The sequence below is a fragment of the Paenibacillus pabuli NBRC 13638 genome, from assembly GCF_001514495.1.
GTDB classification, from domain to species: Bacteria; Bacillota; Bacilli; order Paenibacillales; family Paenibacillaceae; genus Paenibacillus; species Paenibacillus pabuli.
In genome coordinates this window covers 22602-47187 of the sequence record NZ_BCNM01000007.1, presented here as the reverse complement: position 1 = coordinate 47187, position 24586 = coordinate 22602, and the positions used below count along the sequence as shown (strand labels likewise).

The 24586-nt window shown below is 48.1% G+C and carries 25 protein-coding genes; 21 read left to right on the top strand and 4 right to left on the bottom strand.

What is annotated here, in order from left to right; all coding sequences use genetic code 11:
• Positions 1–70 precede the first annotated feature (70 nt).
• From PPA03S_RS11380 to PPA03S_RS11365, 4 genes are read left to right on the top strand one after another with little or no spacing between them, the layout of a single operon-like run.
• On the top strand, positions 71–958 hold the full coding sequence (locus PPA03S_RS11380) for a carbohydrate ABC transporter permease (protein WP_062323195.1): 888 nt from the start codon (positions 71–73) through the stop codon (positions 956–958).
• Positions 959–960: 2 nt separating this feature from the next.
• Entirely contained in the window at positions 961–1794 is an 834-nt protein-coding gene (locus tag PPA03S_RS11375) for a carbohydrate ABC transporter permease (protein WP_062322866.1), read from the top strand.
• Between the two features lie 23 nt (positions 1795–1817).
• The gene (locus PPA03S_RS11370; RefSeq protein ID WP_062322864.1) at positions 1818–2855 is read left to right on the top strand and encodes a glycoside hydrolase family 130 protein; all 1038 of its coding nucleotides are present in this window, start codon (positions 1818–1820) and stop codon (positions 2853–2855) included.
• 43 nt (positions 2856–2898) lie between these two features.
• Complete coding sequence (locus PPA03S_RS11365; protein WP_062323194.1) at positions 2899–3834, top strand: glycoside hydrolase family 113; 936 nt, start codon at positions 2899–2901, stop codon at positions 3832–3834.
• Positions 3835–4142: 308 nt separating this feature from the next.
• Here PPA03S_RS11365 and PPA03S_RS11360 read toward each other — a convergent pair whose 3' ends face one another.
• The 3 genes from PPA03S_RS11360 to PPA03S_RS11350 form a co-directional block, all read right to left on the bottom strand.
• Entirely contained in the window at positions 4143–5849 is a 1707-nt protein-coding gene (locus PPA03S_RS11360) for a hypothetical protein (protein WP_062322862.1), read from the bottom strand.
• Between the two features lie 186 nt (positions 5850–6035).
• Positions 6036–6614 carry an NAD(P)H-dependent oxidoreductase gene (locus PPA03S_RS11355; protein WP_062322860.1) on the bottom strand — a complete coding sequence of 193 codons (579 nt, stop codon included), beginning with the start codon at positions 6612–6614 and terminating at the stop codon, positions 6036–6038.
• A 204-nt stretch (positions 6615–6818) separates the two neighbouring features.
• A complete protein-coding gene (locus PPA03S_RS11350; RefSeq protein WP_062322858.1) occupies positions 6819–7415 on the bottom strand; it encodes a TetR/AcrR family transcriptional regulator in 597 nt (198 codons plus the stop codon).
• 232 nt (positions 7416–7647) lie between these two features.
• Between PPA03S_RS11350 and PPA03S_RS11345 the strand changes: the two genes are divergently transcribed.
• From PPA03S_RS11345 to PPA03S_RS11280, 15 genes are all read left to right on the top strand, one after another.
• Positions 7648–8619: a phosphotransferase family protein gene (locus tag PPA03S_RS11345; RefSeq protein ID WP_062322856.1), complete on the top strand. Its 972-nt coding sequence runs from the start codon at positions 7648–7650 to the stop codon at positions 8617–8619.
• Positions 8620–8636: 17 nt separating this feature from the next.
• Positions 8637–9635, top strand: a complete 999-nt coding sequence (locus tag PPA03S_RS11340) for a glycosyltransferase (protein ID WP_062322854.1) — start codon at positions 8637–8639, stop codon at positions 9633–9635.
• Between the two features lie 295 nt (positions 9636–9930).
• Positions 9931–11958, top strand: coding sequence for a BglG family transcription antiterminator (locus tag PPA03S_RS11335; RefSeq protein WP_062322852.1), 2028 nt, complete (start codon positions 9931–9933; stop codon positions 11956–11958).
• Positions 11918–12385: a PTS sugar transporter subunit IIA gene (locus PPA03S_RS11330; protein WP_217998933.1), complete on the top strand. Its 468-nt coding sequence runs from the start codon at positions 11918–11920 to the stop codon at positions 12383–12385. The genes PPA03S_RS11335 and PPA03S_RS11330 overlap by 41 nt, the downstream gene beginning before the upstream one ends.
• A gap of 62 nt (positions 12386–12447) precedes the next feature.
• The gene (locus tag PPA03S_RS11325) at positions 12448–12765 is read left to right on the top strand and encodes a PTS fructose transporter subunit IIB (protein ID WP_062322848.1); all 318 of its coding nucleotides are present in this window, start codon (positions 12448–12450) and stop codon (positions 12763–12765) included.
• A 16-nt stretch (positions 12766–12781) separates the two neighbouring features.
• Positions 12782–13873 carry a PTS fructose transporter subunit IIC gene (locus PPA03S_RS11320; protein ID WP_062322846.1) on the top strand — a complete coding sequence of 364 codons (1092 nt, stop codon included), beginning with the start codon at positions 12782–12784 and terminating at the stop codon, positions 13871–13873.
• 64 nt (positions 13874–13937) lie between these two features.
• Positions 13938–14846 (top strand): ketose-bisphosphate aldolase, encoded by a 909-nt coding sequence (locus PPA03S_RS11315; RefSeq protein ID WP_062322844.1) that lies wholly within the window; start codon positions 13938–13940, stop codon positions 14844–14846.
• 192 nt (positions 14847–15038) lie between these two features.
• A complete protein-coding gene (locus PPA03S_RS11310; RefSeq protein ID WP_062322842.1) occupies positions 15039–15326 on the top strand; it encodes a YesK family protein in 288 nt (95 codons plus the stop codon).
• A gap of 107 nt (positions 15327–15433) precedes the next feature.
• Positions 15434–15595 carry a hypothetical protein gene (locus PPA03S_RS33270; protein ID WP_167666015.1) on the top strand — a complete coding sequence of 54 codons (162 nt, stop codon included), beginning with the start codon at positions 15434–15436 and terminating at the stop codon, positions 15593–15595.
• A gap of 98 nt (positions 15596–15693) precedes the next feature.
• On the top strand, positions 15694–17613 hold the full coding sequence (abc-f, locus tag PPA03S_RS11305) for a ribosomal protection-like ABC-F family protein (RefSeq protein ID WP_062322840.1): 1920 nt from the start codon (positions 15694–15696) through the stop codon (positions 17611–17613).
• Positions 17614–18200: 587 nt separating this feature from the next.
• Entirely contained in the window at positions 18201–18668 is a 468-nt protein-coding gene (locus PPA03S_RS33565; RefSeq protein WP_082704122.1) for a hypothetical protein, read from the top strand.
• Positions 18668–18949, top strand: coding sequence for a hypothetical protein (locus PPA03S_RS11295; RefSeq protein WP_062322838.1), 282 nt, complete (start codon positions 18668–18670; stop codon positions 18947–18949). The genes PPA03S_RS33565 and PPA03S_RS11295 overlap by 1 nt, the downstream gene beginning before the upstream one ends.
• Before the next feature lie 6 nt (positions 18950–18955).
• Positions 18956–20335 carry a glutathionylspermidine synthase family protein gene (locus PPA03S_RS11290; RefSeq protein WP_062322836.1) on the top strand — a complete coding sequence of 460 codons (1380 nt, stop codon included), beginning with the start codon at positions 18956–18958 and terminating at the stop codon, positions 20333–20335.
• Positions 20335–20739, top strand: coding sequence for a DUF350 domain-containing protein (locus PPA03S_RS11285; protein WP_062322834.1), 405 nt, complete (start codon positions 20335–20337; stop codon positions 20737–20739). Before PPA03S_RS11290 ends, PPA03S_RS11285 begins: the two co-directional genes overlap by 1 nt.
• Before the next feature lie 60 nt (positions 20740–20799).
• Complete coding sequence (locus PPA03S_RS11280) at positions 20800–21747, top strand: nucleoside hydrolase (RefSeq protein WP_062322832.1); 948 nt, start codon at positions 20800–20802, stop codon at positions 21745–21747.
• Between the two features lie 130 nt (positions 21748–21877).
• Here the strand turns inward: PPA03S_RS11280 and PPA03S_RS11275 are convergent, their stop codons facing one another.
• Positions 21878–22357 (bottom strand): heme-degrading domain-containing protein, encoded by a 480-nt coding sequence (locus PPA03S_RS11275; protein ID WP_082704103.1) that lies wholly within the window; start codon positions 22355–22357, stop codon positions 21878–21880.
• 228 nt (positions 22358–22585) lie between these two features.
• Here PPA03S_RS11275 and lspA point away from each other — a divergent pair, with 228 nt between their 5' ends.
• Entirely contained in the window at positions 22586–23080 is a 495-nt protein-coding gene (gene lspA, locus PPA03S_RS11270; protein ID WP_062322830.1) for a signal peptidase II, read from the top strand.
• A 260-nt stretch (positions 23081–23340) separates the two neighbouring features.
• A complete protein-coding gene (locus PPA03S_RS11265) occupies positions 23341–24579 on the top strand; it encodes an ABC transporter substrate-binding protein (protein ID WP_062322828.1) in 1239 nt (412 codons plus the stop codon).
• The last annotated feature ends 7 nt before the right edge of the window (positions 24580–24586 follow it).

Here is a 24586-nt window from a genome sequence, read left to right as displayed (position 1 = left end):
GTGGCATTGGTTCATTGGACGGGAGTCTTTCGATATAAAAGCGGTAGAACCGCTTGGAGGTGTGGAGAGCATGAAATACTTGAAGATTTCGAATTGGGGTTACTCAGCGCAACGCATATTTATCATCTGTGCCTTCTCGATCATTCCACTGGCACTGCTGTTCACGTTTGCTTATTTACCTGTCATTAACATGTTCAAATACAGCTTCACCGATTGGAACGGATACAGCAAAAGATTCGACTATGTTGGGTTTGAAAACTACACCCGGATATTCAGTGACCCTGAATATTTTAAAGTGTTTATTGTCAGTCTGTACTATTTCGTTGCCACTTTCGTACAAATGGGCCTGGCCCTTTACTTTGCAACGATTCTAAGCTTCAAAATTCGCGGCAAAAACTTTTTCAAAGGCATATTATTTTTTCCTTATCTGCTGAATGGCGTAGCCATCGGATTTATCTTCCTCTTTTTCTTCAAACCGGACGGTACGCTCGATACACTCATGCAGGCCGTAGGGCTTGGACAATACACGCAGCTCTGGCTTGGGAATCCGAACATCATTAACGTGTCGCTCGCAGGCGCATCGGTATGGAGGTACATGGGCTTCAACTTCATCATCTTCCTGGGTGCAATCTCTTCCATTCAAAAGGATGTCTATGAAGCGTCGGATATTGACGGGGCCAATCGCTGGCAGCAGTTCCGCCATATCATCCTGCCAAGCATTACGCGCATCCTGCAACTCAACCTGATTTTGGCGATTAGCGGCGCAATCAGTGCGTTCGATATTCCATATATTATGACAGATGGTTCCAACGGCAGTGAAACGTTTGTCATCCAGACTGTTCACTTGGCATTCAAGTACGGCAAGCTGGGCTTGGCGTCAGCGATGGCCGTTGTGCTGCTGTTTATTGTTATTCTTGTTACGCTGGTTCAACGTGTCACCATGAAGGGGGAGGAATGAACATGCAACCATTCAAATACACCCTTGCGAGCATATTCAAATATGCTTCACTCATTCTCGCGGCGTTCATTGCGCTTGTACCCATCGTTGTTGTGCTGTTTGCATCACTCAAAACCAATGCCGAATACGCGACAAGCAGTCCGCTTGCTCCGCCTGAAAACTGGTTTAATTTTGCGAACTACACGAAGGCTTTTGTGGACGGGAACATGCTGGTCGGTTTCAAAAATACAATTATCATCCTGATTATCTCCATCGTGGGTGCCACTTTGACAGGCTCCATGATCGCGTATGTGCTGGATCGTTTCAAATTCAAAGGCAAAAAGATCATGGTCGCAGCATTCCTGCTCGCTACCCTGATTCCGAGTGTGACAACGCAGGTTGCCACCTTCCAGATCATCAACGCGCTCGATCTGTTCAACACAAGATGGGCGGCCATCGTCATGTATCTCGGTACAGATATCATTGCAGTATATATTTTCCTTCAATTCCTGGGTTCCATCTCCAATGCACTGGATGAATCCGCCATGCTGGACGGTGCCTCGTACTTTACGATTTATTGGAGAATCATTTTGCCACTTCTGAAACCGGCGATTGTAACGGTCATTATCGTGAAGGGTGTCAACATCTACAACGACTTTTACACGCCATTCCTGTACATGCCCAAGACAGACTTGCAGGTCATATCCACGGCTTTGTTCAAATTCAAGGGGCCGTTCGGATCACAGTGGGAGGTCATCAGCGCAGGTATCATGATTGCCATCATTCCAACGATGATCATCTTCCTGCTGTTACAAAAGTACATCTACAATGGCTTCGCACAAGGCTCTGTTAAATAAAAAACGAAGGGAGAAATGAAACGATGACAGCTGTCGATACGAAAAATGTACACATGGTTGGAGATGCATTGCCGAATATGCCTTGGGAGGATAAGCCGGAGGGAACAGAAGGACCGATATGGAGACATTCAGCCAATCCGGTGGTTCCGCGTAACCCGGTTAAGGGAGTTGCCCGTATTTTCAACAGTGCAGTCGTTCCTTATGAAGGGAAGTTCATCGGGGTCTTCCGTGCCGAAACGATCAATGGACGTCCGCACCTGCATATGGGTTCCAGTGAAGATGGACTATCGTGGAATATCGAAGAGGAACGCATTGCCTTTGTAGATGAGAATGGCGATCCCTTTATGCCCAACTATGCGTATGACCCGCGTCTGGTCAAAGTGGAAGATACGTATTACATCATCTGGTGTACCGATTTCTACGGTGCTGCACTCGGTCTGGCAAAGACGGAGGATTTCAAAACGTTTATCCGTCTCGAAAATCCAATGCTGCCCTTCAACCGCAATGGCGTGTTGTTCCCGCGCAAAATCAATGACAACTACGTCATGTTATCCAGACCAAGCGACAGCGGACATACGCCGTTCGGGGACATTTTCCTGAGCGAAAGCCCGGATCTCGTGTACTGGGGCAAACACCGTCATGTCATGAGCAAAGGCGGTCAGGGCTGGTGGCAATCGGTCAAAATTGGCGGCGGTCCGGCACCGATTGAAACGTCCGAGGGCTGGCTGATGTTCTATCACGGCGTAACCGGAACGTGCAACGGGTTTGTGTATAGCATGGGTGCAGTCATTCTGGATCTGGATGAGCCATCCAAAGTGAAATATCGTTCCTCCAACTTCGTACTGACACCGGAAAAATGGTACGAGGAGCAGGGTTTTGTAGATAATGTCATCTTCCCGTGCGCTACGCTGCATGATGCGGAGACAGGGCGAATCGCCATCTATTACGGCGCAGCCGACACATATGTGGGTGTGGCTTACACGACGATCGAAGAGATCGTGAACTATGTGATCGAAACCGATGAAGTCATCGCTGGAGACCGTGAGGAAGGTAAGCTGTAGCATCTACACTACATGATGAAAGGGGCTTTGCAGCGCAATGCATATGGAGTACATCAAGGGATTTACATTTGGCTGGATGAGTGGCAGGGGAGACTTCCGCAAGCCGGAAGCAAAAGAATCCTTGCGTCTGATGGCTGAACGCACAGGCAGTTCGCATGTTATTTTTGCACTGGCGGCACATCAGGACCATCCGCAGGCTGTAGAGGTCAAGTATGATGGTGAACATATGGTGGAAGATGACGAACTGGTGGATATGATGCGTTACGCCCGTACGCTCGGACTGCGGGTCATTCTGAAACCAACCGTCAATTGCACCGATGGAACATGGCGTGCACATATTAACTTTTTTGATATCGATGTGCCGTGTGAGCCGAAATGGAAAGATTGGTTTCGCAGCTATACTGCGTATCAGAAGCACTATGCAGCCATTGCCGAGCGCGAGAAATGCGAGATGTTTATTGTAGGCTGTGAGATGGTGCAGTCCGAGCGCCGGGATCAGGAATGGCGCGAGGTCATCGCGGGAGTGCGTGAAGTGTATTCCGGGCTAGTATCCTATAATACCGACAAGTATCAGGAAGGCCATGTAAAATGGTGGGATGCCGTGGACGTCATCTCGTCGAGCGGGTACTATCCAATCGGGGATTGGGAGGCGCAGCTGGATCGCATTGAGCAAGAGATCGCGCCATATGGCAAACCTTTTTTCTTCGCAGAAGCGGGCTGTCCCAGCCGCATTGGATCGGCGCAAGTGCCGAATGACTGGGGGTTAGAAGGTGCGGTCAGTTCAGAGGAACAGGAACAGTTCTATGAAGCCATGTTCCGTCATGCCAGCCAGCGGGAGTGGGTACGCGGATTCGGTCTGTGGGACTGGAGCGCACATCTGTATCAGGAGCAGGATACCCTGAACGATGATGGATACGGAGTGTATGGCAAGCCAGCCGAGAAGGTCATTCGCCGGTTCTATGAAGGCACTAAAATGTAGGTTTAAACGATAAGTCAGGAGGCGCATGTGATGATGAATCCAGGAGATATTCTCATATGCGTCTCTTCAATTTATGCATTTATAGCAGATTGGAGTGGGAAGCATGGGTGTGTAGGCGGTGCCTGCATGCATGGTAGACGGGCTAGACCCAAAACAAGAGCAATTGATGAGAAAGAGCCAATTTGAATGGAAACCAAAAAAAGAACCTACTCATTCATCATGGGTAGGTTCTTCAAGTAACATCTTCGATAAGATAAGAAGTGTGTAATCGAACACTCGGGTTTTATTGTGGTACTAAATCTTCAGAATTATTGAAGGGGAATGGTGTAAAACGTACGTTTTCCATCCACGTTCGTATACCAGATAATGCGGTTATCAACTACAATGGGATCCGTTTCAGATAATACATAGTGAGGTAAGCTTTGGATTTCCCCTAAGGTATTGCCTTGTCCGTCAATCTCAACATACTTGACATCCTGGAGATGGTTATTCATATCGAATTCTTGCCAAAGAACGATCAAGTCGTTGTCAGAACGTTTGACCAATTTAGGTATAGAAGCAATATGGTCGCTTCCAACATACTTACTCAAGGTAACTTGTTTTGCAGCTGCACTATTGAAATTGGCTTTGGGCACAAGACTAAGAATGATATCCCGCTGGTCTCTGGGCAATCCAACCATCTCGTAGGAAGTGTATTCTGTTACAGAAGAGTGATCTATGGAGTTCATGGCAGCCATGTAATAGTCATTGGACAGTTCAAAGCCTCCGAGAGACACTCCCGTAGCGTTTGCACCAATTCTGCCTGGAATTTTGAACAAGTCTGCCTCGGTATAATTCGATCCTTCACCCCGATGAATAACAATAGAGCGAGGGTAGGCGTCTCCATGATCCACAAGGACAGGTGTGCTCCCATCGAACTGTACATATTGATCAAAGGAATGGCTCACATGATTCTTTTGGAACTGACCCAGGTCATTTGCGACAGTCATTGTTGAAGTATTCACTTGAATCGTTAACTGAGACTGATGGTTAAGTCCGTCGGATGTAGTATAACGTTTGCGTGCGGTGTGGAAGATGAGTGTATTCTCATGTTCCGCCATTCTCCCCGATCCGTGAGCGAACGGTTCTATAGTGTAGCTTTCTCCACCTTTGATCGACAGACTATCCACTCGCTTGAAATTTTTGTCATATCGAACGATACGAATAACTTCCTTATCATCGTTTTCTTCTTTATTTTCCTGTCCAAAGGCAATATAGTTGTAGGTTTTACCGCTATAGAACCCTCCAAACAACGGAAGCTCCAAATCAACCGTATGATTCTCGATTAGTTCAAAATCGGTATTGTAAGTCTCAATGGTCACTCCCTGGTTGGCCTCGACCACACTAACCGTTTGATCTCCGTTATTAATGAGGTAGGAGAGGGTCGGGCTCTTCCATCTTGAGAATTCAGATGATACGACATTGTCATTGATTATGGATGTAACATTTGCACGATATGTATTCTCAACGGCTTTGGAAAAAATATTAATCTGATTGGAGGTCTCATCGAATTCAACTTCAAAAGGTATTTGTGCAGCTAAATCTCTAAGTTGGAAATAATTCGATCCATCTATATTGTATGCTTTAAGTTGTTGAAGAGCTCCATTAACGATTACTTTGGCATTGGACAAAATAGCTGTATAGCTCTTGTTTGAAGAGTAGGACGTTTGTTTAATCGAATTATCAGGAGTATAAGGTTGCTCCTTCATGATCTCGATTGCGTTAGTTCCCATATTCCACTTCACATCAAATTCACTTGTTGTTCCTGATAAATGTTTGGAAATATCTCTTAGACTGTAATAGTTGCTTCCTGCAATATTGAAACCGGATAATCGTATTGTTTTTCCATTTACAGTAACATTGCTTTTGGTAACACTAGCTTCGGCTTTTACCTTAACAGAATCTGCGTAGGTAGATGTGCTCGAAGCTGGAAAAGCTACGAACAAAGCCAATAGTACGAACCATATCTTTCTCATTTTCGTGATCCTCCATGCTTTTATGATGTTATGAGACGGCCATTAACGCTATGGATACCTCCTTTTATGGCAACACTGTCACAACGTCTTATTTTAAGTGCACTCCCCATATTATGGAAGGATACAATTGGTTATTATCTAAGCGATGGAGGATGTACATTCTGATAGAGTTTTAGGAATAACTACTTAATTCATCTTTCGTCCAAGCTGCTCGATCTTCTCCAGCCATTTCTTTCTCTGTTCCTCGGACTGTTTTCCCACCAGATCTACAGGTGTTATGCGCACAGGTTTGATGCCTGTCAGCGCAAAGGTGGAGATCTTCATCATTTTGTGTGCGGGCTCACCCTGGAACCATTTGAAGTACCAGCTCGGACCGTCCATAGTGGTGATCATGCGGGCGGTGCGACCTTTGAGCAGTTGATCCGGGAAAGGTTTCCCTTTGTGATATTTGAAGGCATAGCCTGGCATAAAAATCCGGTCAATGAACCCTTTTAACAGGGCAGGGGGGCCTCCCCACCAAATCGGAAATACCCATACGAGATGCTCTGCCCATTTAATCGCCTCTTGGGCTTCCAGCAAGTCGGGTTCAAGTGGAAGTTTATTTCGGTAGCCACCGGCTAGATTCATGTTGAATTCCAACTCGTTTAGGGTGATCATCCGAACCTCGGCACCTGCTTGTATAGCCCCTTTACGATAAGCTTCGGCGATTGCGCCATTGTAACTTGGAGAGACGGGGTTACCTTGAATGATTAATATTTTTTTCATAAAAAAGACACGTCCTGACTATTTTAGTTAATGAACACTAACCTCATGTGCAAAAAGAAAAGGTCACGAATGACCTGGTAAACGTTCAGGAATATCCTGAAGTCGGATGAAGCTGGTTTTGTATATAGGCGAAAACTTATACCAATTACCAATGATTATTGCCTGATCTGATCGGAACGAATTAGAGATGCAATCCGTCGGGTGTTACCCCAACTCATCTGTTACTTGGCCCAACATCAACGCAAGTCGGTGAACGGTTTCCCCGGTGTATGGAACAAGCAGCTCCGGCAGTTCACCTTGCATACTGGATACGGCAAGGCGCGTAATGGCACCAATGACCAGAACGGCCGTGAGCCGTGAATCCTGAGCGGGCAGTTCACCTCGCATAATCCCCTGATCGATTAGATCAATCAACGCATCCAGCGGCTGGCGGTAATCCTCACTGCTTCCAGCTTCAATGAAAATCTCGTGATTTTGTGAAATCAAAAGCAACCCGTAGGGATCTTCATCATGCAGGTAGAGAACTTCGGTAATCAGTTGCCTGAAACGTTCCAGCACCGGACCTTCCTGGCGAACATACCCGTCAATCAAGGCGGTATAGTCCGCGCAATATTGGGTGAAGGCCTCAAGGGCAACGGCATCTTTGTTTTTAAAATGTTTGTAGATCGCCGCATCCGTTACTCCGGCGGCGTCACCGATCTCTTTGACGGAAATGCCGTCAACGCCTTTGGTTGCAAACAAGCGCATCGCCGCTTGCAGGATGTCTTTCTTTTTGCTGTCTACATGAGGTTTGTTCTTCATGATTGTATAGTAAGTGATTACTAACTAAATTGCAACTAACATTTTAAAATTTCTTATTCAACGCTACAAAAAGTGCTTTCGCTCAAAGCTTGCAGGCTTGTGAACGGCAACGTATGATGGATAGAAATAATAACGGATAGGCGGCACGGAGCGTGTGCAGAAGTAGGGCTGCAAAGGCAAACATGAATCGCACCAGCTCCAAGCCTGGGGAACGAAATGGAAGGTGAATGGCGTGAATGAAGACGTGCAGGCGCATCGCTGGGTGACTCCCGCAGGGACGTTGAATGAACAATATATAACAAGCAGGGAACGGCTCTACAAAGGCATGAATGGTAAATATGTGGAGCGTTTCACTGTTCATACCGGGGAAAGTTATATTTTCAAACCACTGACCAATCCTGCACAATATGGGCGCGAGCAATGGATGTCGAGGTATGTGCTGTCTGTATTGCCGCCTATATATCCAGCGCTAATTGCTGCATCGGACTGTGAAATTAACGCGGAACAGAGCTGGATCATCTATGAGGATTTGGGCGAACTGGTGCATGATTCGCGGGAAGAGACGTTGCTGGCTGCTGCTGTACATATGGCAGAGTGGCACTCATTATCTGTTGCTGATTGGGGTGAGCTGCCCCGGGTAGGCCAGAAACCGCCAATTCGGGACATACTGGATGATCTGCTTGGGCAAAAGGAATTCACTGCTGATTTGTTGTCCAAGCTGGAGATTACGCTGTCACCATCGGATTGGCACAACATCGCCGCGCTAATCCATACGGCAGATGAGGAGTTGCCTCGTGTTTTGTGTCACGGAGATCTCCATCCCGGCAACATGGCGGATGTGAATGGCAGGCTGGTGATTATCGATTGGGAGCATGCGCATCTGAATACGGCTCTTTGGGACGTGTATCATCTGGTGGATCTATCGCATCCGCTGTTCCCGAGAACCGTTACGCCTGAGCTGCGGGAGCGGATGATTGATGTTTATCTGGACGGGCTGGAGCGCCATAGCGTTCAGGTTGAACGGGTTTCTTTTAAAAGGTGGTACTGTGCATATGCCATTGTTTTCTCGCTCTGGATGCTGCGTCTGATTGATGGCGATCTGAGAAGTGCAGATTGTGTATGGCCGGAGGAACAGCTGCGGAACCAGTGGCACGAGACGGCAATGACGCTGAAACAGTGCATGAAGCAGTGTTGCAGGGAATAGAAATGAGGGGGCAGAACATGCGTAAAGTAGGACTCGTCATGCGTAAAATTCAATTCACGGAGGCACAGGGCCCGCGCGTATTTGCGGATCGGTTGAAGCAGATCGGGCTGGAGCTGGGCGTGGAGATTGTGTTCATCTCGCCGGAGCGCCATGTCAGCGGGTATGACTGGTTGCCAGGTTATGAGCATGAGAAAGGTGACTTGGTGAACTATGATATCGTATTAGACCAGATATATAGCCAAAATATAGAGCATGTCATCTACACCGTATCCGGGTTTACGTTTTTGAAGATGTTTTTGCCGAAGAGTGTGTTGTTCCCGCACAGTTTTCCCGACCCGGCGCTGACGGGGTATGAGATGATGAAGCCATTTTATACGATGGTGGATAAAGCGATTGTGCAGACGGAGTTTCTGAAAACAGAACTGGGCCGTAATTTCGGTGTACATGACGTGAACGTCATCCCGATCGGCTTCAACGAAGAGCTGGCGCATCGCCACTACGACCCGAGTCAGGTCGTCCATAATCGCGTGCTCTGGATCGGTCGGGATGAGGCGAACCGCCGCCCGGACCTCGTGCTGGAATATGCCCGGCAGAACTCGGACAAGGAAGTGTATATGGTTTTTGGCGGCAGGCGGTACGAAGAGAGCATGAAAAAGTACGATATCCCGGACAACGTGAAGTTGAAGTTCGCGCTAACACAGGATGAGGTATTCACCCTGATGAACTCGTCCAAGGTATATTGGAGCTGTTCGGCGTTTGATACGTTTGCGATGCCGCTGACCGAAGCGATGGCGATGGGCAAAATGGTGGTGAAGCCGGAGCATGCCTGCTACGGCCACATTCGTTCCACGCATGCCTTTGCAGGCAATGAGGATAACTGGTTTGAACTGGTGAACATGGCGGCTGCCGCGCCCCGTAATGTGTCCGAAGACAACCGTGAGTATGCCTTTGGTGCTTTCTCGCGCACGATTATGAAAGAGGGATACCGGGAGTTTTTCGCCAACTGGTTGAAGTGACCCATATAGATGCAGGTATAAACGGTGTGAGGTTCCGATGGATTAATCTGAGCAATAACGGCAGGACGCGCAGCCATAGCATCCAGTCGGTAGATCGAAAACGGAGTGCAAAAGGCTTCTAATCGGGTAGGGAATCCGATCAGGAGCCTTTTCTTTGTGCCTGAATCAACGGGTGTTCCGCTAGCGCTGAACAGGAGGTATATTAATTTGACCCGAATGAAATGGACATATTTTAGTATTTATCAAAAAAAATAGGGGTGTTATGCTGTGAGCGTAAGGAAGGAGTGATTCCCAAATGAAGGCGCTGTCTGCGAGAGAATATCAGATTTTGCATTTTCTATTGGAGCGTAGGGATTTCGTTCCGGTCAAAGAAATAGCCAGTCACATGAACTGGTCCGAAAAAACCATTTACAGGGAACTAAACGCCCTGGAGCACAATTTGGATACTCGCGGAATTCGCCTTGAACGGAAGCCAGGAACTGGTATTGCGCTGGCTTTAACTCAGGAACAGACGATGGAACTGAGGAGGACGCAATGGATTCCGGGAAAAAAGGTGGTGACGACCCTTTCCGTTGAGGCGAGGAGAATCAAAATATTGACGAATTTATTATATGATTCTCCTGAGGAAACCTCGATTAACAAACTGTCAGAAGAATACTTTATTGGCAAGGCATCGATTGTGAATGATCTCAAGGCCATTGAAGAACGAATTGAACCCTTTCATCTGCGACTGGAAAAAAGCCAACTCGGCACCCGTCTGATTGGTTCGGAGATTGACATTCGCAAAGCCATGGCTTCTCTCATTCATGAACTTGTGAGTGAAGAACGGAAGGAAGAACAAGAGCATCAGTCCCGGATTGATGGCAACACACTGGGTGAATTGATTGAACATTTTGGCTCCGATCCGGTAAAAGGAATTCAACGCATCCTGGAAGAAACCGAGCAGCGATTAGGATATACCATAGGTGACCCATATTACATCAACATGCTGACTCACCTGCTGATTTGTATCCGCAGACTGAAGAGTGGCAAAGTCATTCGCCTGGCTGACGGATTTTCTGAACATCCAGTAACCGACCCAGCTGTGCATTCTATCGCGAAAGACATGGCCAACAGGATCAGGGAACAATACGGATTGGAATTGCCAAGTGAAGAGATCTACTTCATCTATCAATATCTGATTTCGTCGGGAATGAGTGTCCCGTCCCTTAACCATGAGTTGTCAGGTCTGATGGACAAAGCTTGCCCGGAGTCCAAAGCGATGGTCAAGGAATTGATTCAGACCGTATCTGGTATGATCCGGCGTGACCTTACAAAAGACGAACAGTTGTACAAGGGACTGATTATTCATTTTAAACCGATGCTGAACCGTCTAAAATACAACATTTCCATTAAAAATCCTCTATTGGAGGAGATAAGCAAGGAGTATGCCGAGATCTTCTCCCTGGTCCGTTTGGGAATGCTGCCCATTGCCCAAGCCTGTGGGTTGAATACGTTTAGTGATGACGAGATAAGTTACCTGGTACTTTATTTTCAGGCATCCATTGAGAAAAGCAGTAAAAAGAAAAGAGTTATTCTGGTCTGCTCTACTGGAATAGGCACCTCTCATTTGCTGAAAAATCGGATCAACCGTTCATTTCCCGAATGGGAAGTCGTTGATGTCATTTCGGTAAGCTGGTTCAAGCGCACGGAGGATTGGACGGGAATTGATCTGATCATATCTACCGTTAAACTGGAGCATCAGGATCTGCCGGTTGTGTATGTCTCGGCACTCTTAAATGATACGGATGTCAGCCTAATCAAGGCCAAGTTTAACGAGGAGAAGTTGAATCAGCATCAAAACAAGGTGTTTTCATTTCCGCTGCTCGGGGCGTACGTTCACCCATCTTGTTTGCAGATTGAAACGAATACGAAGGCAACGTTTACAGAAGGGACAGCGTCCCGTCTGAAGTTGTTGACATCCATACTCAAACATGTAGGCGCTAACATGGAGAATCGGACGTTTGCCGAGGCCAAGCTGAATAATCATTTGTCGGTTTTTCTAACCCGCAGTGATATGAACATTAATCCAGTCGTCGGTTTTAATGTTGTTCGAGGTGAAGCGGCAACTAGCAAACTGGAAATTGTAATCGCTTTCTCGAAAGGTGAACCAATAACTGAATTGCTGATCGAAATACAGAGTCTGTTGATGTGCAGGCGCATGTATGAACAGATCATGAGAGTGACTACACCTATGGAGCTTGTCGGGATATTACAGTCGAAGCACGATCAGGAGGAGGACCATGATGGATATAACCAAGATTATCAACGAACGGTTGATTAAGCTGGATCTACAAGCTCGAACCAAGGATGAAGCCATTGAGGAACTGGCAGATTTGCTGGAGAAGGATGGTGCTCTGTCCTCCAAAGAGGAGTTTATCAAGGACGTCTATGTAAGAGAGGAAGAAGGTCAGACTGGTCTGGAGAATCATGTTGCCATTCCTCATGGCAAGTCGGCTGCTGTTCTCAAAACCTCGCTCACCATAGGGCGGACAGAGCACCCACTTGAATGGGAAACCCTGGACGGCAAACCTGTCCATGTCGTTATTTTGTTTGCCGTACGACTTGTGGACCGGAATACAACCCACATGAAACTGTTGGTCCAGGTTGCCAGTATGCTTGCTGATGAAGAGGTATTGGAACGTTTGATGCATGAGCCTGATCCGGCCCGGATTATGGAGCTGTTTGCAAGCAGGGAGAGCGTATCTTAGAATAAGGAACTTTCTGGATTTTAATTAAATGGAGCACACCTACATCATTTGGAGGGATACTGATGAACATTGTAGCCGTAGCCGCATGCACTGCTGGTATTGCCCACACGTATATTGCCAAGGAAAAATTGATCAAAGGCGCGAAAGCACGTGGACATGAGATTAAAGTGGAGACTCAAGGCACCATAGGAACTGAAAACGAGCTTTCCAGGGAAGAGATCAGAGATGCTGATGTTGTCATTGTGGCCGCAGATATCAAGATCGGCGGAGAAGAACGGTTCAAAGGCAAGCGGATCATTCGGGTGAAAACCGAAACGGTTATTAAAGCGCCGATTAAATTCATTGAAAAGGTGGAGCAGTCTTTAGGGGTATCCTCATAAAAAGGGAGGCGAGACGATGAGCGCTAAATCCAATAACGCAGGTTCAGTGATCAAAGGCCATTTGTTAACCGGAATTTCCTATATGATTCCTTTGATCGTTGCTTCAGGGCTGTGTATCGCGCTGGGTCAAATATTAGGAGGAGCCGATGTGGGCAAGGCGGAAGGAACCATTCCGTATATGATTAACCAGATCGGCGGTTGGGGAATGGGGCTGGTTGTACCTTTAATTTGCGCAGCGATTGCTTATTCGATCTCCGACCGTCCCGGAATTGCTCCAGGATTAATTGTTGGTTTTATATGCAGTCAAATTCAGGCGGGGTTCATCGGTGGGATGTTGGGAGGATTTCTCGTGGGTTATGTCGTTATTGGCATCCGAAAATATGTAAAGCTGCCAAAGTCCATGCAGGGATTAATGCCCGTCCTCGTTATTCCGTTTCTGGCCACATTGATTTCCGGTTTGTGTATCTTCCTTGTTATTGGTCAGCCGATTGTCTGGCTGCAGGACAGCCTCACCCATGTGCTTGAATCGATGCAGGGGGGTTCCAAATTTGCGCTCGGGGCCATTCTGGGCTTGATGGCTACCTTTGACTTTGGAGGACCTGTTAACAAAACGATGTCGCTGTTTGCCGATGGAATGCTGGTCCAAGGTATCTATGGGCCTGAGGCTGTCAAGTTTGTCGGCTCGATTATTCCACCACTGGGGATCACCCTATCGTACTTCCTGACGAGAAACAAATACACAGCAGCGGAAAAGGAATCGTTAAAGGCCGCATTTCCGATGGGGATCTGTATGGTTACGGAGGGGGTGATTCCCATTGCAGCAAGGGATCTGGTCCGGGTGGTGACTTCCTGTGTCATCGGCTCAGCGATAGCAGGTGGTCTGATTATGATCTGGGGTGTTGAGGCTCCGGTGCCGCACGGCGGATTGTTCGTTGTCCCCCTTTTTACGCATCCGTGGCTGTTTATGCTGTCTCTTCTCATTGGTACCGGAATCTGTGGAATAACCTTGTCCCTATTAAAGAAGCCAGTAACGGCTATAGATGAAGAATTCGACGACACGGAAGATGAAAGCGTAAGCTTCGATGACATTGTGTTCAAAGTGGAGTAAGGCCCACCAAGATGAGAACGCTTACCACTAAATCTATACACTAGTCCAAAGGAGATGTGAACTTATGTTGATTACGATGAAGGAATTGCTACAGGTAGCCAAGGAACACAAATTCGCGGTAGGGGCTTTTAACGTGGCAGATAGTACATTTTTGAGAGCGGTGATTGAGGAGGCCGAACATTCCAATTCACCGGCTATCATCGCTATCCACCCCACGGAACTTGAATTTTTGACGGATGAGTTTTTCGCATATGCCCGCCAGCGTGCACATGCCAGCCATGTTCCACTGGTGATCCATCTTGATCATGGCGGGTCCATTGCTGATATCATCCGGGCGATCAAGTGTGGATTCACCTCCGTCATGATTGACGGTTCCCTGCTCCCTTATGAAGACAATGTGGCTATTACAAAACAGGCGGTGGAAATTGCACACGCCGTCGGCGTCTCTGTTGAAGGGGAATTGGGGACGATTGGGCAGACCGGTAACTCTATCGAAGGCGGCGTATCGGTGGTAACTTACACGGACCCGGCTCAGGCGGAAGATTTTGTGGCACGTACGGGGATCGACACGTTAGCAGTAGCCATCGGTACAGCCCATGGCATCTATCCCAAGCATATTAAACCGGAGCTGCAAATGGATATCCTGAGAGAAATCAATCAATTGGTAGACATCCCTCTCGTTCTTCACGGGGGGTCCGCTAACCCGGATCAGGAGGTTTCCGACTCGGTTCAGCTGGGCATTTGTAAAATCAATATTTCCAGCGATATGAAATATTCATACTTCAAAAAAGCTCGTGAAATTTTAAGTGCAACGGAGTTATGGGACCCTAATGCCATTTATCCGGAATGCATTGCCGAGGCCCAAAGCGTCATTCGCTATAAAATGAATCTGTTCAATTCGATCGGTAAAGCGGATTTATACAAGGGACTGCGTTATGAACAACGCCAGGCTGAAAGTGTAAGCCTTTACTGAGCCTGCTGGCAGGAACAAGGCATCATAAGAAGTATGCCAATTTGATATCATGAAACCTCCTTGAAGCCCTCATTCACGAATTCGATTTATCGTGAATGGAGGCTTCATTATGTGATAAACTCTACACGTATCCAGAATGCTGAGTGTCAGTGGTCATTCGGAGGAATGTATGGAGGAGAAGGGGGCGTATAAGTGAAAGGTCTTATTATATTGATACTCCTTATTTGGCTCGCATTGCTGCTTATTGAATGGCTCATCTATCGATTGCAAGGTCGGCAGAGGACAAGGGCTCAATATATTTTGCCTTGTGTGGCCTTGCTGGGTGGAGCCATCGTTATCATGATCAGCGTCGATATTGGCGGCTGGAACGGAATCGGCTATGCTCTGCTGGGGGTATCGATTGCAACTTCCGGCTTGCTCACGCTGATTACGACCATTGTTGTGGATGTGGTCATCCGGCGACGCAGAAGGAACGAATAGAACGAATGGGGTTTACTCTACTAAGAGAATTGGGCAATCGGACGGTTGCAGGAATGCATTCGTCTGTGATATATTGACATTAATTATGACAAGGGAGGTGAAGACAGGTGAATCACGAGATGCTTAACAACCGTATTAGCCAGCTGCCGATTGCTATGGCTGGCATTGTTCATACTTTTCCAATCAACTGGAGAAGTCTGTCCAATTTCGATTATACGGAAGTTAACATTTGCGAGAAGATGCCTGCCTTGACCTCATTCGGACGATAAGCGATTTTGCTTGAATTCTGAAGGGCCGCGGAGCTAACCTCCTGCGGCTCTTTTTGTGTTGTGGTCAGGATCTTCCAACCCATAGGAGGAACCTTATTATGATGATCATTAGCGCACAACAACTGACTCAATACCACGGAGCACAACTGGTGCTGGACGGTATTACATTTGAAATTATGGAAGGTGACAAGGTCGCCCTGATCGGCCGCAACGGAAGCGGTAAAACGACATTGATGCGTCTGATGGCACGGCTGAACCAGCCGGATGAAGGACAACTGATGATCAAGAAGGATACACGTATTGGTTATGTAGCTCAGGTGCCGGAGGGAATGGATGACTACACGGTACTGGATGTGCTTAGCCTTGGATTCAGGGAGCTTATGGACTGTCGGAATCAGATGAAGGAAATGGAACAGCAGATGTCCAATCCGGACTGTGCAGCCGATCCGAACCAATTGGAACGCCTGCTGAAGCGGTACGCGACGTTACAAGACCAATTTGAGCGTGAGGGTGGATATGAGATGGATGCCCGGATTGATCAGGTGGCGGACGGTCTGGATATTGCCAAGGAGCATTACGGATGGCGCTTTGGTTCCCTGTCGGGCGGTGAGCAGACCCGGGTAGTGCTGGCTTCACAGCTGATCGTAAGGCCTGATCTGTTATTGCTGGATGAGCCGACCAACCATCTTGATCTGGAGCGTGTGGAATGGCTGGAAGGATTTCTGCGCGAGTACACAGGTACGATGATCCTGATCTCACATGATCGCTACTTTTTGGACCGTGTAGCATCCCGGACGTTAGAGCTGGAGGATGGAGAAGCACAAACGTCTGCTGGCGGTTATTCGGAATATATGAAAGTGAAGGAACAACGACTGCTGCAGCAATTCGAGGAGTTCAAGGAGCAGCAGAAGGTGATCAAGAAAATGAAAGAAACGATCCGCCAACTGGAAGAATGGGGCAGAGTCGGAGGCAATGAAAAGTTCTTCCGGCGTGCAGCTTCGATGCGTAAGGCATTAGAGCGGATGGAGCAGGTGAAGCGGCCTGTGCTGGAGCGGCGCAGCGCTGACTTTGATGTACGTCCTACAGACCGTACGGGAAAACGGGTGGCCGTTATGGAACAGGTCGAAAAGGCTTATGGGGAACGCCCCATTCTGCGAGGTGTCTCGGGATTGCTTGAATATGGCGACAAAATTGCCCTTATTGGACGTAATGGTTCAGGCAAAACAACGTTGTTCAAGCTGCTGCTGGGCGAGGAGCAGCCGAGTGCAGGTAACCTGGAGTGGGGTGCACGGGTGGACGTTGGCTATCTGGCCCAGCAGGAGGAGCCTTCTAATCCGAAGCTGAACGTGCTGGAATACTTCCGGCTGGAAGCGGGTGTGGAGGAAGGAGAGGCGCGCGGCATTTTGGCCCGATATCTGTTCTATGGAGCCGATGTATTTCGCTCGGTCGGACAATTATCCGGTGGGGAATGGACGCGGCTAAGACTGGCACTGTTGGTTCAGCGGAAGCCGAATGTACTGCTGCTCGATGAACCGACCAACCATCTGGATATCGCTTCAAGGGAAGCACTCGAAGAGTCGCTGGTTGATTTTGAAGGAACGGTGCTTGCCATCTCGCATGACCGCTACTTCGTCAATCGACTCGCTTCCCGTGTGTGGGAACTGGAGGACGGGCAGATGACCGCTTATCTGGGAGACTATGAAGCTTACCGCGAGAAGAAGCTTGATCTGCAAGCCCGTGCAGCGGTGGCAAGTCAGCATACAGCGGCTGTAGTGACTCCATCACGGGGGAGTGCAAAACCAAAACAGGAGAAGTCCGGTACAACGTCTCCATCCCCAAAGCTGTCCGCTGAACAATTGGAGGAGAGATTGGCTCGCCTTGAAGGGCGAATTCAGGAGATGGATCGCCAGCTTGAATCCGTGCAGGATAATCCAGCGGAGCTGGAACAACTGTGGAATGAACGTGAGCGGCTTTCTGGTGAATACAATGAAGTATTGGCCCAGTGGGTAGCGTTGTGAGACAGGTCAGATCATGGAGCTGATCTAAAGCAGATCTGAAAAATAGGAAGAAGGGGCTGTCCCATACGTTGTGAGAATAACGGTGGAAGCCCCTTGTTTGCGTTATTTTGGGCTAACGAACCTGGCACACATTATTTGCTTGCATGTGCACCGTTCTGAGATGTAACGAATCCCAGAGACGTTATTTCATCGATACATCGCTTTTGGGGCGCTGAAGCCGTTTTTGCACCGAAATAGCGTCACTGAAGTTCGTTAAAATGTGCATCCATTGGGAATCCGCTGTTTAAGGTTGGTCAGGTTCGTTAGCACCTTGCGGAAAATGGAAAGTCTTTTCAAGAGACCGTCCCTTCTTGAATTGTCAAAGTTGGCATTATCAGGTGATGATATCGCCATTATTCTAATGGAAAAGATGTGTCGCCACCCTGTTCTTTACTAGGCGCTCTGTGGAATTTATGAAATATACTTTTTTATATGTCTTCGGAAATAGTGTAACTTTTTTCCTTCTCATGCGTTAAATACGTTTGTGTGTATGGAAACGGCTCCTCTTAGAGCTCACAGAAAGGCAGGTTATCATTATTTATTATTCATTGACTTATCGGAACTGGTCGGATGACCGGCAGGTGGAGATGGGGGTACTGGAGCAGGTATCGGTTACTCGTGATGAGTTGTTCGTGCGCAAGCTGGTCGATGCTACCCTGATGAAAAACAAGCTCTGGGCGCATCTGTCCAATGAATGCGAGGATCGTCGGGAGCATGCAGTCTACGTAACCGAGTATGACAGCCAAATGCCAGCGGAATACGGTACAGCGATTGCGGACGCTGCACTGGCGATGTGCAAAATGTCCTCCATGTACAGCGCAGAATATATGCTGTGGAATAGGAGTACATTTCAGGAATTGGACTTGGCAGAATCCTCTTCGTACACGATGGAACTTGCCGAGCAGCTGCTGGACCATTACATGGTCTGGGGCGGTACGACCTATGAATTTGTATATTCCGTGCTGGATGCGGATCGCAAGAAAGTGTTGTTCTTTATGAAGGAGGTAGATCTGTAATGGCAGAAAAACCTGAAAATCCCAAACCCGGATCACGCGCCAAGCTGGTTGCCTTCTCGCTAATGCTGGCGGTTCCAGCTGTGTTATCCGGTTGCAGCAGCAATAGCGATGAATGTGACCCGGACTATGATACCGGATGCGAGTATGATTCCAGTAGTGGACACTATTACTATGGTGGCGGATCGTCCTACCGAAGCAACAAGGACAGTAACAGTTCCTACAGCAAATCCAGTTCGAAGTCGAGCGGCTTTGGCAGCTTCTTCCGCAGTTCGGGAGGTTAGAATCGGATGAGGCATATATACCAGCTGCCGTTCAGTCATGAAGAAGTTTTTAGGGGCGAAGCAGGGCAACAGGTTCCCTATCACCGGATGTATGGCAAGCAATATGGTGTGCCTGCGTTGACGGTCTATACTCCTGCGGAGATGCAGGAATTGCGTACCGCAGTTGAGGCAGTAGACGCGATCTATGGCAAGGTGATGCGTTTTATCCAGCGATATATGCCAGATTCTTTTCTGGAGCAGCAGTTGGGCATTCATCCAGGCCTTATACCAGCGGCGCGTATGGAGATGGTGACAGGCGGAATCACCCGGCAGGACTGGATTATTGGGGAAGCCGGGATTAAATGTATAGAAAATAATACGGATACCCCAACGGGAATCCCGGAAGCAGCTGCGCTCGAAGGCATACTTGTGGGCATGGCGGAGGAGGCAGCATTCACTGCGCCATCCGCCGAGATGGATGAGTGTCTCCGGGAATGCTTTCACAGCTGGTTGGACGCCTATGCTCAACAGGGATTAAAGGGACCGGTGACATTTACGTCATTTGGTGAACATGTCGAGGATCGGACCAATACGGAATACCTGATGAAACGGTGTCAGGAGGCGGGATATGAAACGTTCTACGCCCCACTGGAGGAGCTGGAGATTATTTCGGGCGAGGCACTCTATCATCAAGGACGCGAGATTAATCTGTTATACCGTCTCTACCCCCTGGAATATCTAATCGATGATCGTGACGAAACGACGGGGGTGGACATCGGCGCAGCGCTGCTTGAACTGGTTCAGGATGGGCGCTTGGGCCTGATGAATCCTGCACAGCATGTGCTGATGCAGAGCAAGGGCTTCATGGCTGCGATCTGGTCGCTCTATGAACGCAATGAACAAACCCCGGAATATTGCGGGTTTCGACTGTTTAATGATGCGGAGTTGGCTGCAATCTCACGGTATCTGCTGCCTACTTATTTCGAAGCCGGGCCTTTCGAATGGAGCGCCATGCCTTATGTCGCCAAAAGTTATTGGGGCCGCGAAGGTCGGGGCACCTCGCTGCTGGGTGAGGGATCGGTTCATCGTGCGGGCCAAACGGATACCTCTCCTCAGCTGGATGCCCGCACGAGCTCCATTACAGCAGCTGAAATGCAGGAAGATGAAGAAATTGCAGCCTATTATAATAACCAGCCTAAAATTTATCAGCAGCTGGTTCCGATGGAGCAAGCTATGATTCAGACAGAGGATGGCGAGTACAGCGGTTATTTGCTTACAGGGGTGTTTGTCATTGGTGGACGCTTTGCCGGAGTGCTGCCCCGGATCGGGGAGAAGGTCACCGGAGATATGGCCTATTATTGTGCGGCTGTGGTGAATGAACGGATGGAAGATGAGGAGGAGAAATAATGGATAATTTGGGATTGAATCTGCTGAATGTAGCGGTAGGAATCGGCATTCTGCTCGTTGTATTGGTGTGTGGGTATTTTGCATTTAGCCAGTTGACCCGGTATAACGATAGTGAGGAAATTGCGAAAGGCAACGAGGCAGCGGGCATGTACATGGGCAGTAAATTGTTGGGACTGTGTATCATTGTGGGCATGGTGTCCTTCTCCACGCATTCGTGGCTGGATATGCTGCTGTGGTCAGCTCTGGGAATCATTATTTTGTGCCTGGTCTATATTATATTTGACTTCCTGACGCCAAAAATGCGGGTATGTGAAGAAATCGCTCGAGGCAATATGGCGGTAGCACAGCTGCTACGTTCGATTATCATCGGCGTTTCCATCGTCATTGGTACGTTTTTGATGTAAAATAAACCCTAGTGTTTATTTGGAATGAATCTCAATCCAACGAAGAAGGAGCGCGGCATCATGAGAAAAGTCATCATCGATACAGATACAGCTGGAGACGATACGATTGCGATTCTGACGGCACTGCACCATTTCCAGGTGGAGGGCATTACCATCACAGGTGGAAACGTACAGTTTGACCAGGAGGTTGAAAACGCCCTGTACACCGTACAGGTTGCTGGACATGGCGGCAAGGTGCCTGTATATAAAGGGTGCGAACGCCCATTGATGGCCTATGGTAAGGCCCAGCACCGCACGGTAGAAGACGTACATGGCGATGATGGCATGGGCGGAGCCCATTTCCCGAAGGCAGACCAGCGTCCAGAGGCCGGGCATGCGGTTGATTTTATCATTGAAAAGGTACATGCACAGCCTGGCGAGATCTCCCTTCTTGCGATTGCACCCCTGACCAACATTGCAATGGCCATTCAGAAGGACCCAACCATTATTCCGGAGATTGCTCACCTCTACATCATGGGCGGAACGAATAATGCACTGGGCAATATTACGCCAGCCGCAGAGTATAACTTCTATGTGGACCCGGAAGCAGCCAAAATTGTACTGCATGCCGGCATTCCGATCACCATGGTTGGCTGGGAGATGTGTACCCAATACTCTGTCATGGATGATGATGATCACGCTGAAATTGCAGCACTGGGTACATCGGGTGCGGATTTCTTCACGGCCATCAACAAGGTGGTTATGCAGTTCAACAAATCGGTACATAAACTGAATGGCACCACTCACCCGGATACGTTGCTGATGGCTGTTGCCGCAGATGAGTCGCTCATGGCCAAATCCGGTCAGTATTATGTGGATGTGGAAGCAGCAGGAGAGTTAACGCGTGGTTATAGCGTTGTGGATATCAATGGACGTTTCGGCAGAGAAGCGAACGTACGCGTCTGCGAGGCCATTGACCGTCCAAAATTCAAATCCATGCTGCTGGATGTGCTTTCCGCGATTCAATAAAAATAGTGGATATAACCCCAAAAATCCGTGCCTATGCCAGGTACGGATTTTTGGGGTTATTTTAAGATTAACGACTTCACATGTCGTAGTATCCATAAGTGAGCAGGGGAGTCTTTTCCGCTTGCCTGGTCTAGCCTTGCTGCAACAAAAAAGAGCGAATGCCGGAGGTGACCAGTTCATGGTCTTCCTCATCTGGCAGCCCCGATACGGTAATGGTGCCGACCTGACCCTTTCCCTCCACCATCAGTGGAAAAGCGCCGCCAGCCAAAACATAGTCAGAGGAAGGTAAATCAAAATCATGCTCAAGCGTCTGTTCCTCGCTTTTCAGTCTCAGCGCCGTATGCCAAGAGCTGGAGGAGAAATGATTCACGACGTTGTTCTTGCGTCGAATCCAGTCCTCATTGTCAGGATGAGTACCTTCCATCGCATACAAAAAAAGACGATGTCCCTTGACGGTGATATCCAGTGTAACCGCCTTGGAACGAAGTTTCGCTTCATTTACCAAATGCAGTCCGAGCTTGAGTGCCATCTCAGCATCGAATGTCTGAAATACGAGGTCTTGTTCTTCCTGCTGCATTTCCTTTAATTTCTCTCTTATTGTTGAATTCAAATTACAGGCAGCTCCTTTACATGTGTCGTTCAAGTCTACATTCGACGTGCAGCATGAAGTACCTGCTGTAGGCAGACTAGACGGCCAGATTGATTTTTAACCGTTGTATACGTTTGCTCATTTGGAGACATTGCTTTGGGTGTGTTAAAGTGAAAGGAACGTTTCACCCAAAACCCTTCGAGGTTTACATAGGTTATGATGGTGCAGTCAGGCAGGAGGAGAGGCGATATGCTGTTTTATTTTATAGCACTGCTGGTTACCTTGGTGGATCAGGGAACCAAAATGGCAGTGAGAATGTATATGGACGTAGGCGATACAATGAGACTCGGTGACTCGGGGATGCAGCTCCAGCATTATGAAAACAGCGGGATGGCCGGCAGTCTGTTTCAAGGAAATGCACGTCTGTTCGGCGTAGTTGCCGTTATTTTTGTGGCGGGCATCATGTATTATCGGAGAAAAGGTGAAATTCGCGGATTCTGGATGCAAGCGGGTGCCGGCTACATGGTCGGGGGTGCCTTGGGGAATGCGATTGACCGTTTTATATACGCACGCGTAACGGATTTTCTCGTATTTCCGTCAGGACGTGGGATACTCAATCTGGCGGATGTTGCGATAAATGTTGGCGTTGTGCTGTTGGTGATTGGCATGCTGATTCGCGCATTTCAGAGTTATCGGGCCAAGCGTTTACGCAATTCTTTGCCGAAAATCGGGCGTTCATCATGAGATAACAACAGCTTTGCTGGGAGTAATCGTCAATAAATAGTTAAGGGGCATTGGACTTATTCCGATGTCCTTTTTTGTTATGCGGATAACCGGATGCAGGGTCAGGAGGCTTGATTCAATTTGGTCGAAATCGTTTTAGGAATAATAGAGTGCATTATAGTCAACGCTCATAGTATGAGTCTGTGGAAGGATTAACCATATGGTTAATCCACTAATTTAATGGGTAAATCTTTACGTATATAAGCTGAGGGAGGTACAACATGAGAACATCGCTTACCAAGGCACTCGGGATTATGCTGCTTTGCGGAATAACGGCTGTGCTTCTATCTTCCTGTACAAGCGGGAAAAGCGCCAACGGCAAAGTACAGATAGAATTTTTTCAGAACAAGCCCGAAGCCAAAGGAACCTTTGACGAGTTAATCAAAATATTCAACGCCGAACACGCTGATATTCAAGTCACTCAGGTGAATCCGCCAGACGCAGAGACGGTGCTGAAGACACGTGTGGTAAAGAACGACGTGCCAGACATTATGGCGATGGGGGCAACGGATACCTATTCCATTCTTGCACAGAGTGATATTTTCGCTGATCTGACAGACAGCCCACTATTGAAAACAATCGATCCCAACTACATACAGATGCTGAAGGATGTCACGGGTATGGATGAAGTGACGGGTGTACCTTACGCAACAAATGCAAACGGCATCATGTACAACAAAACATTGTTTAAGGAAATGGGTCTGGATGTACCCAAGACCTGGGACGAGCTGATTGCTACAGCCCAAAAAATTAAGGATGCGGGTAAAATTCCATTTTACTTCACATACAAGGATGACTGGCAGACGAATCTGCCGTTTAATGCACTCGGACCTAACTTGGTCGGTATCGATTTCTACCTGGAGCGCCGCGAGAACAAGGTGACCTTCAAGGAGAAATATCGCGAGGTCGCGGAGAAGCAGTTGGAGCTGATGAATTACGGTCACAGTGACAACTTCGGTAAAGCATATTCGGATGGTAACCGTGCCTTTGCCAATGGCGAAGCATATATGTACATCCAGGGGACCTGGGCGATCTCCGAAATTCGCAAAGCGAACCCGAATGTGGACATTGGTTTCTTCCCATTCCCGACAGGCAATGATCCGAGCCAGATCAAGCTGGTGAACGGAATCGATTCCCTGTTTACGATCTCAGCCGATACACCGCATAAAGAGCAGGCCGAGCAGTTCTTGGCGTTTCTGGTGGAGCCTGAAAATATAGGCAAGTACATTAAGGAACAGACGCTGTTCTCTGCGGTGGAGGGTGTAAAACAAGACGATCCTGCTGTACAGGAACTGACCCCTTATATTGAGCAGGGCAAGGTTATCGACTTCGCCGATCACTACATTCCGGCTGCGGTGCAGCTGAATTCCATCGTACAGTCCTTTTTGCAAAACAAGAACATCGACAACTATCTGGATACACTCGACAAAGAATGGGACAAGGTAGCGAATCGGCGATAACACCTTG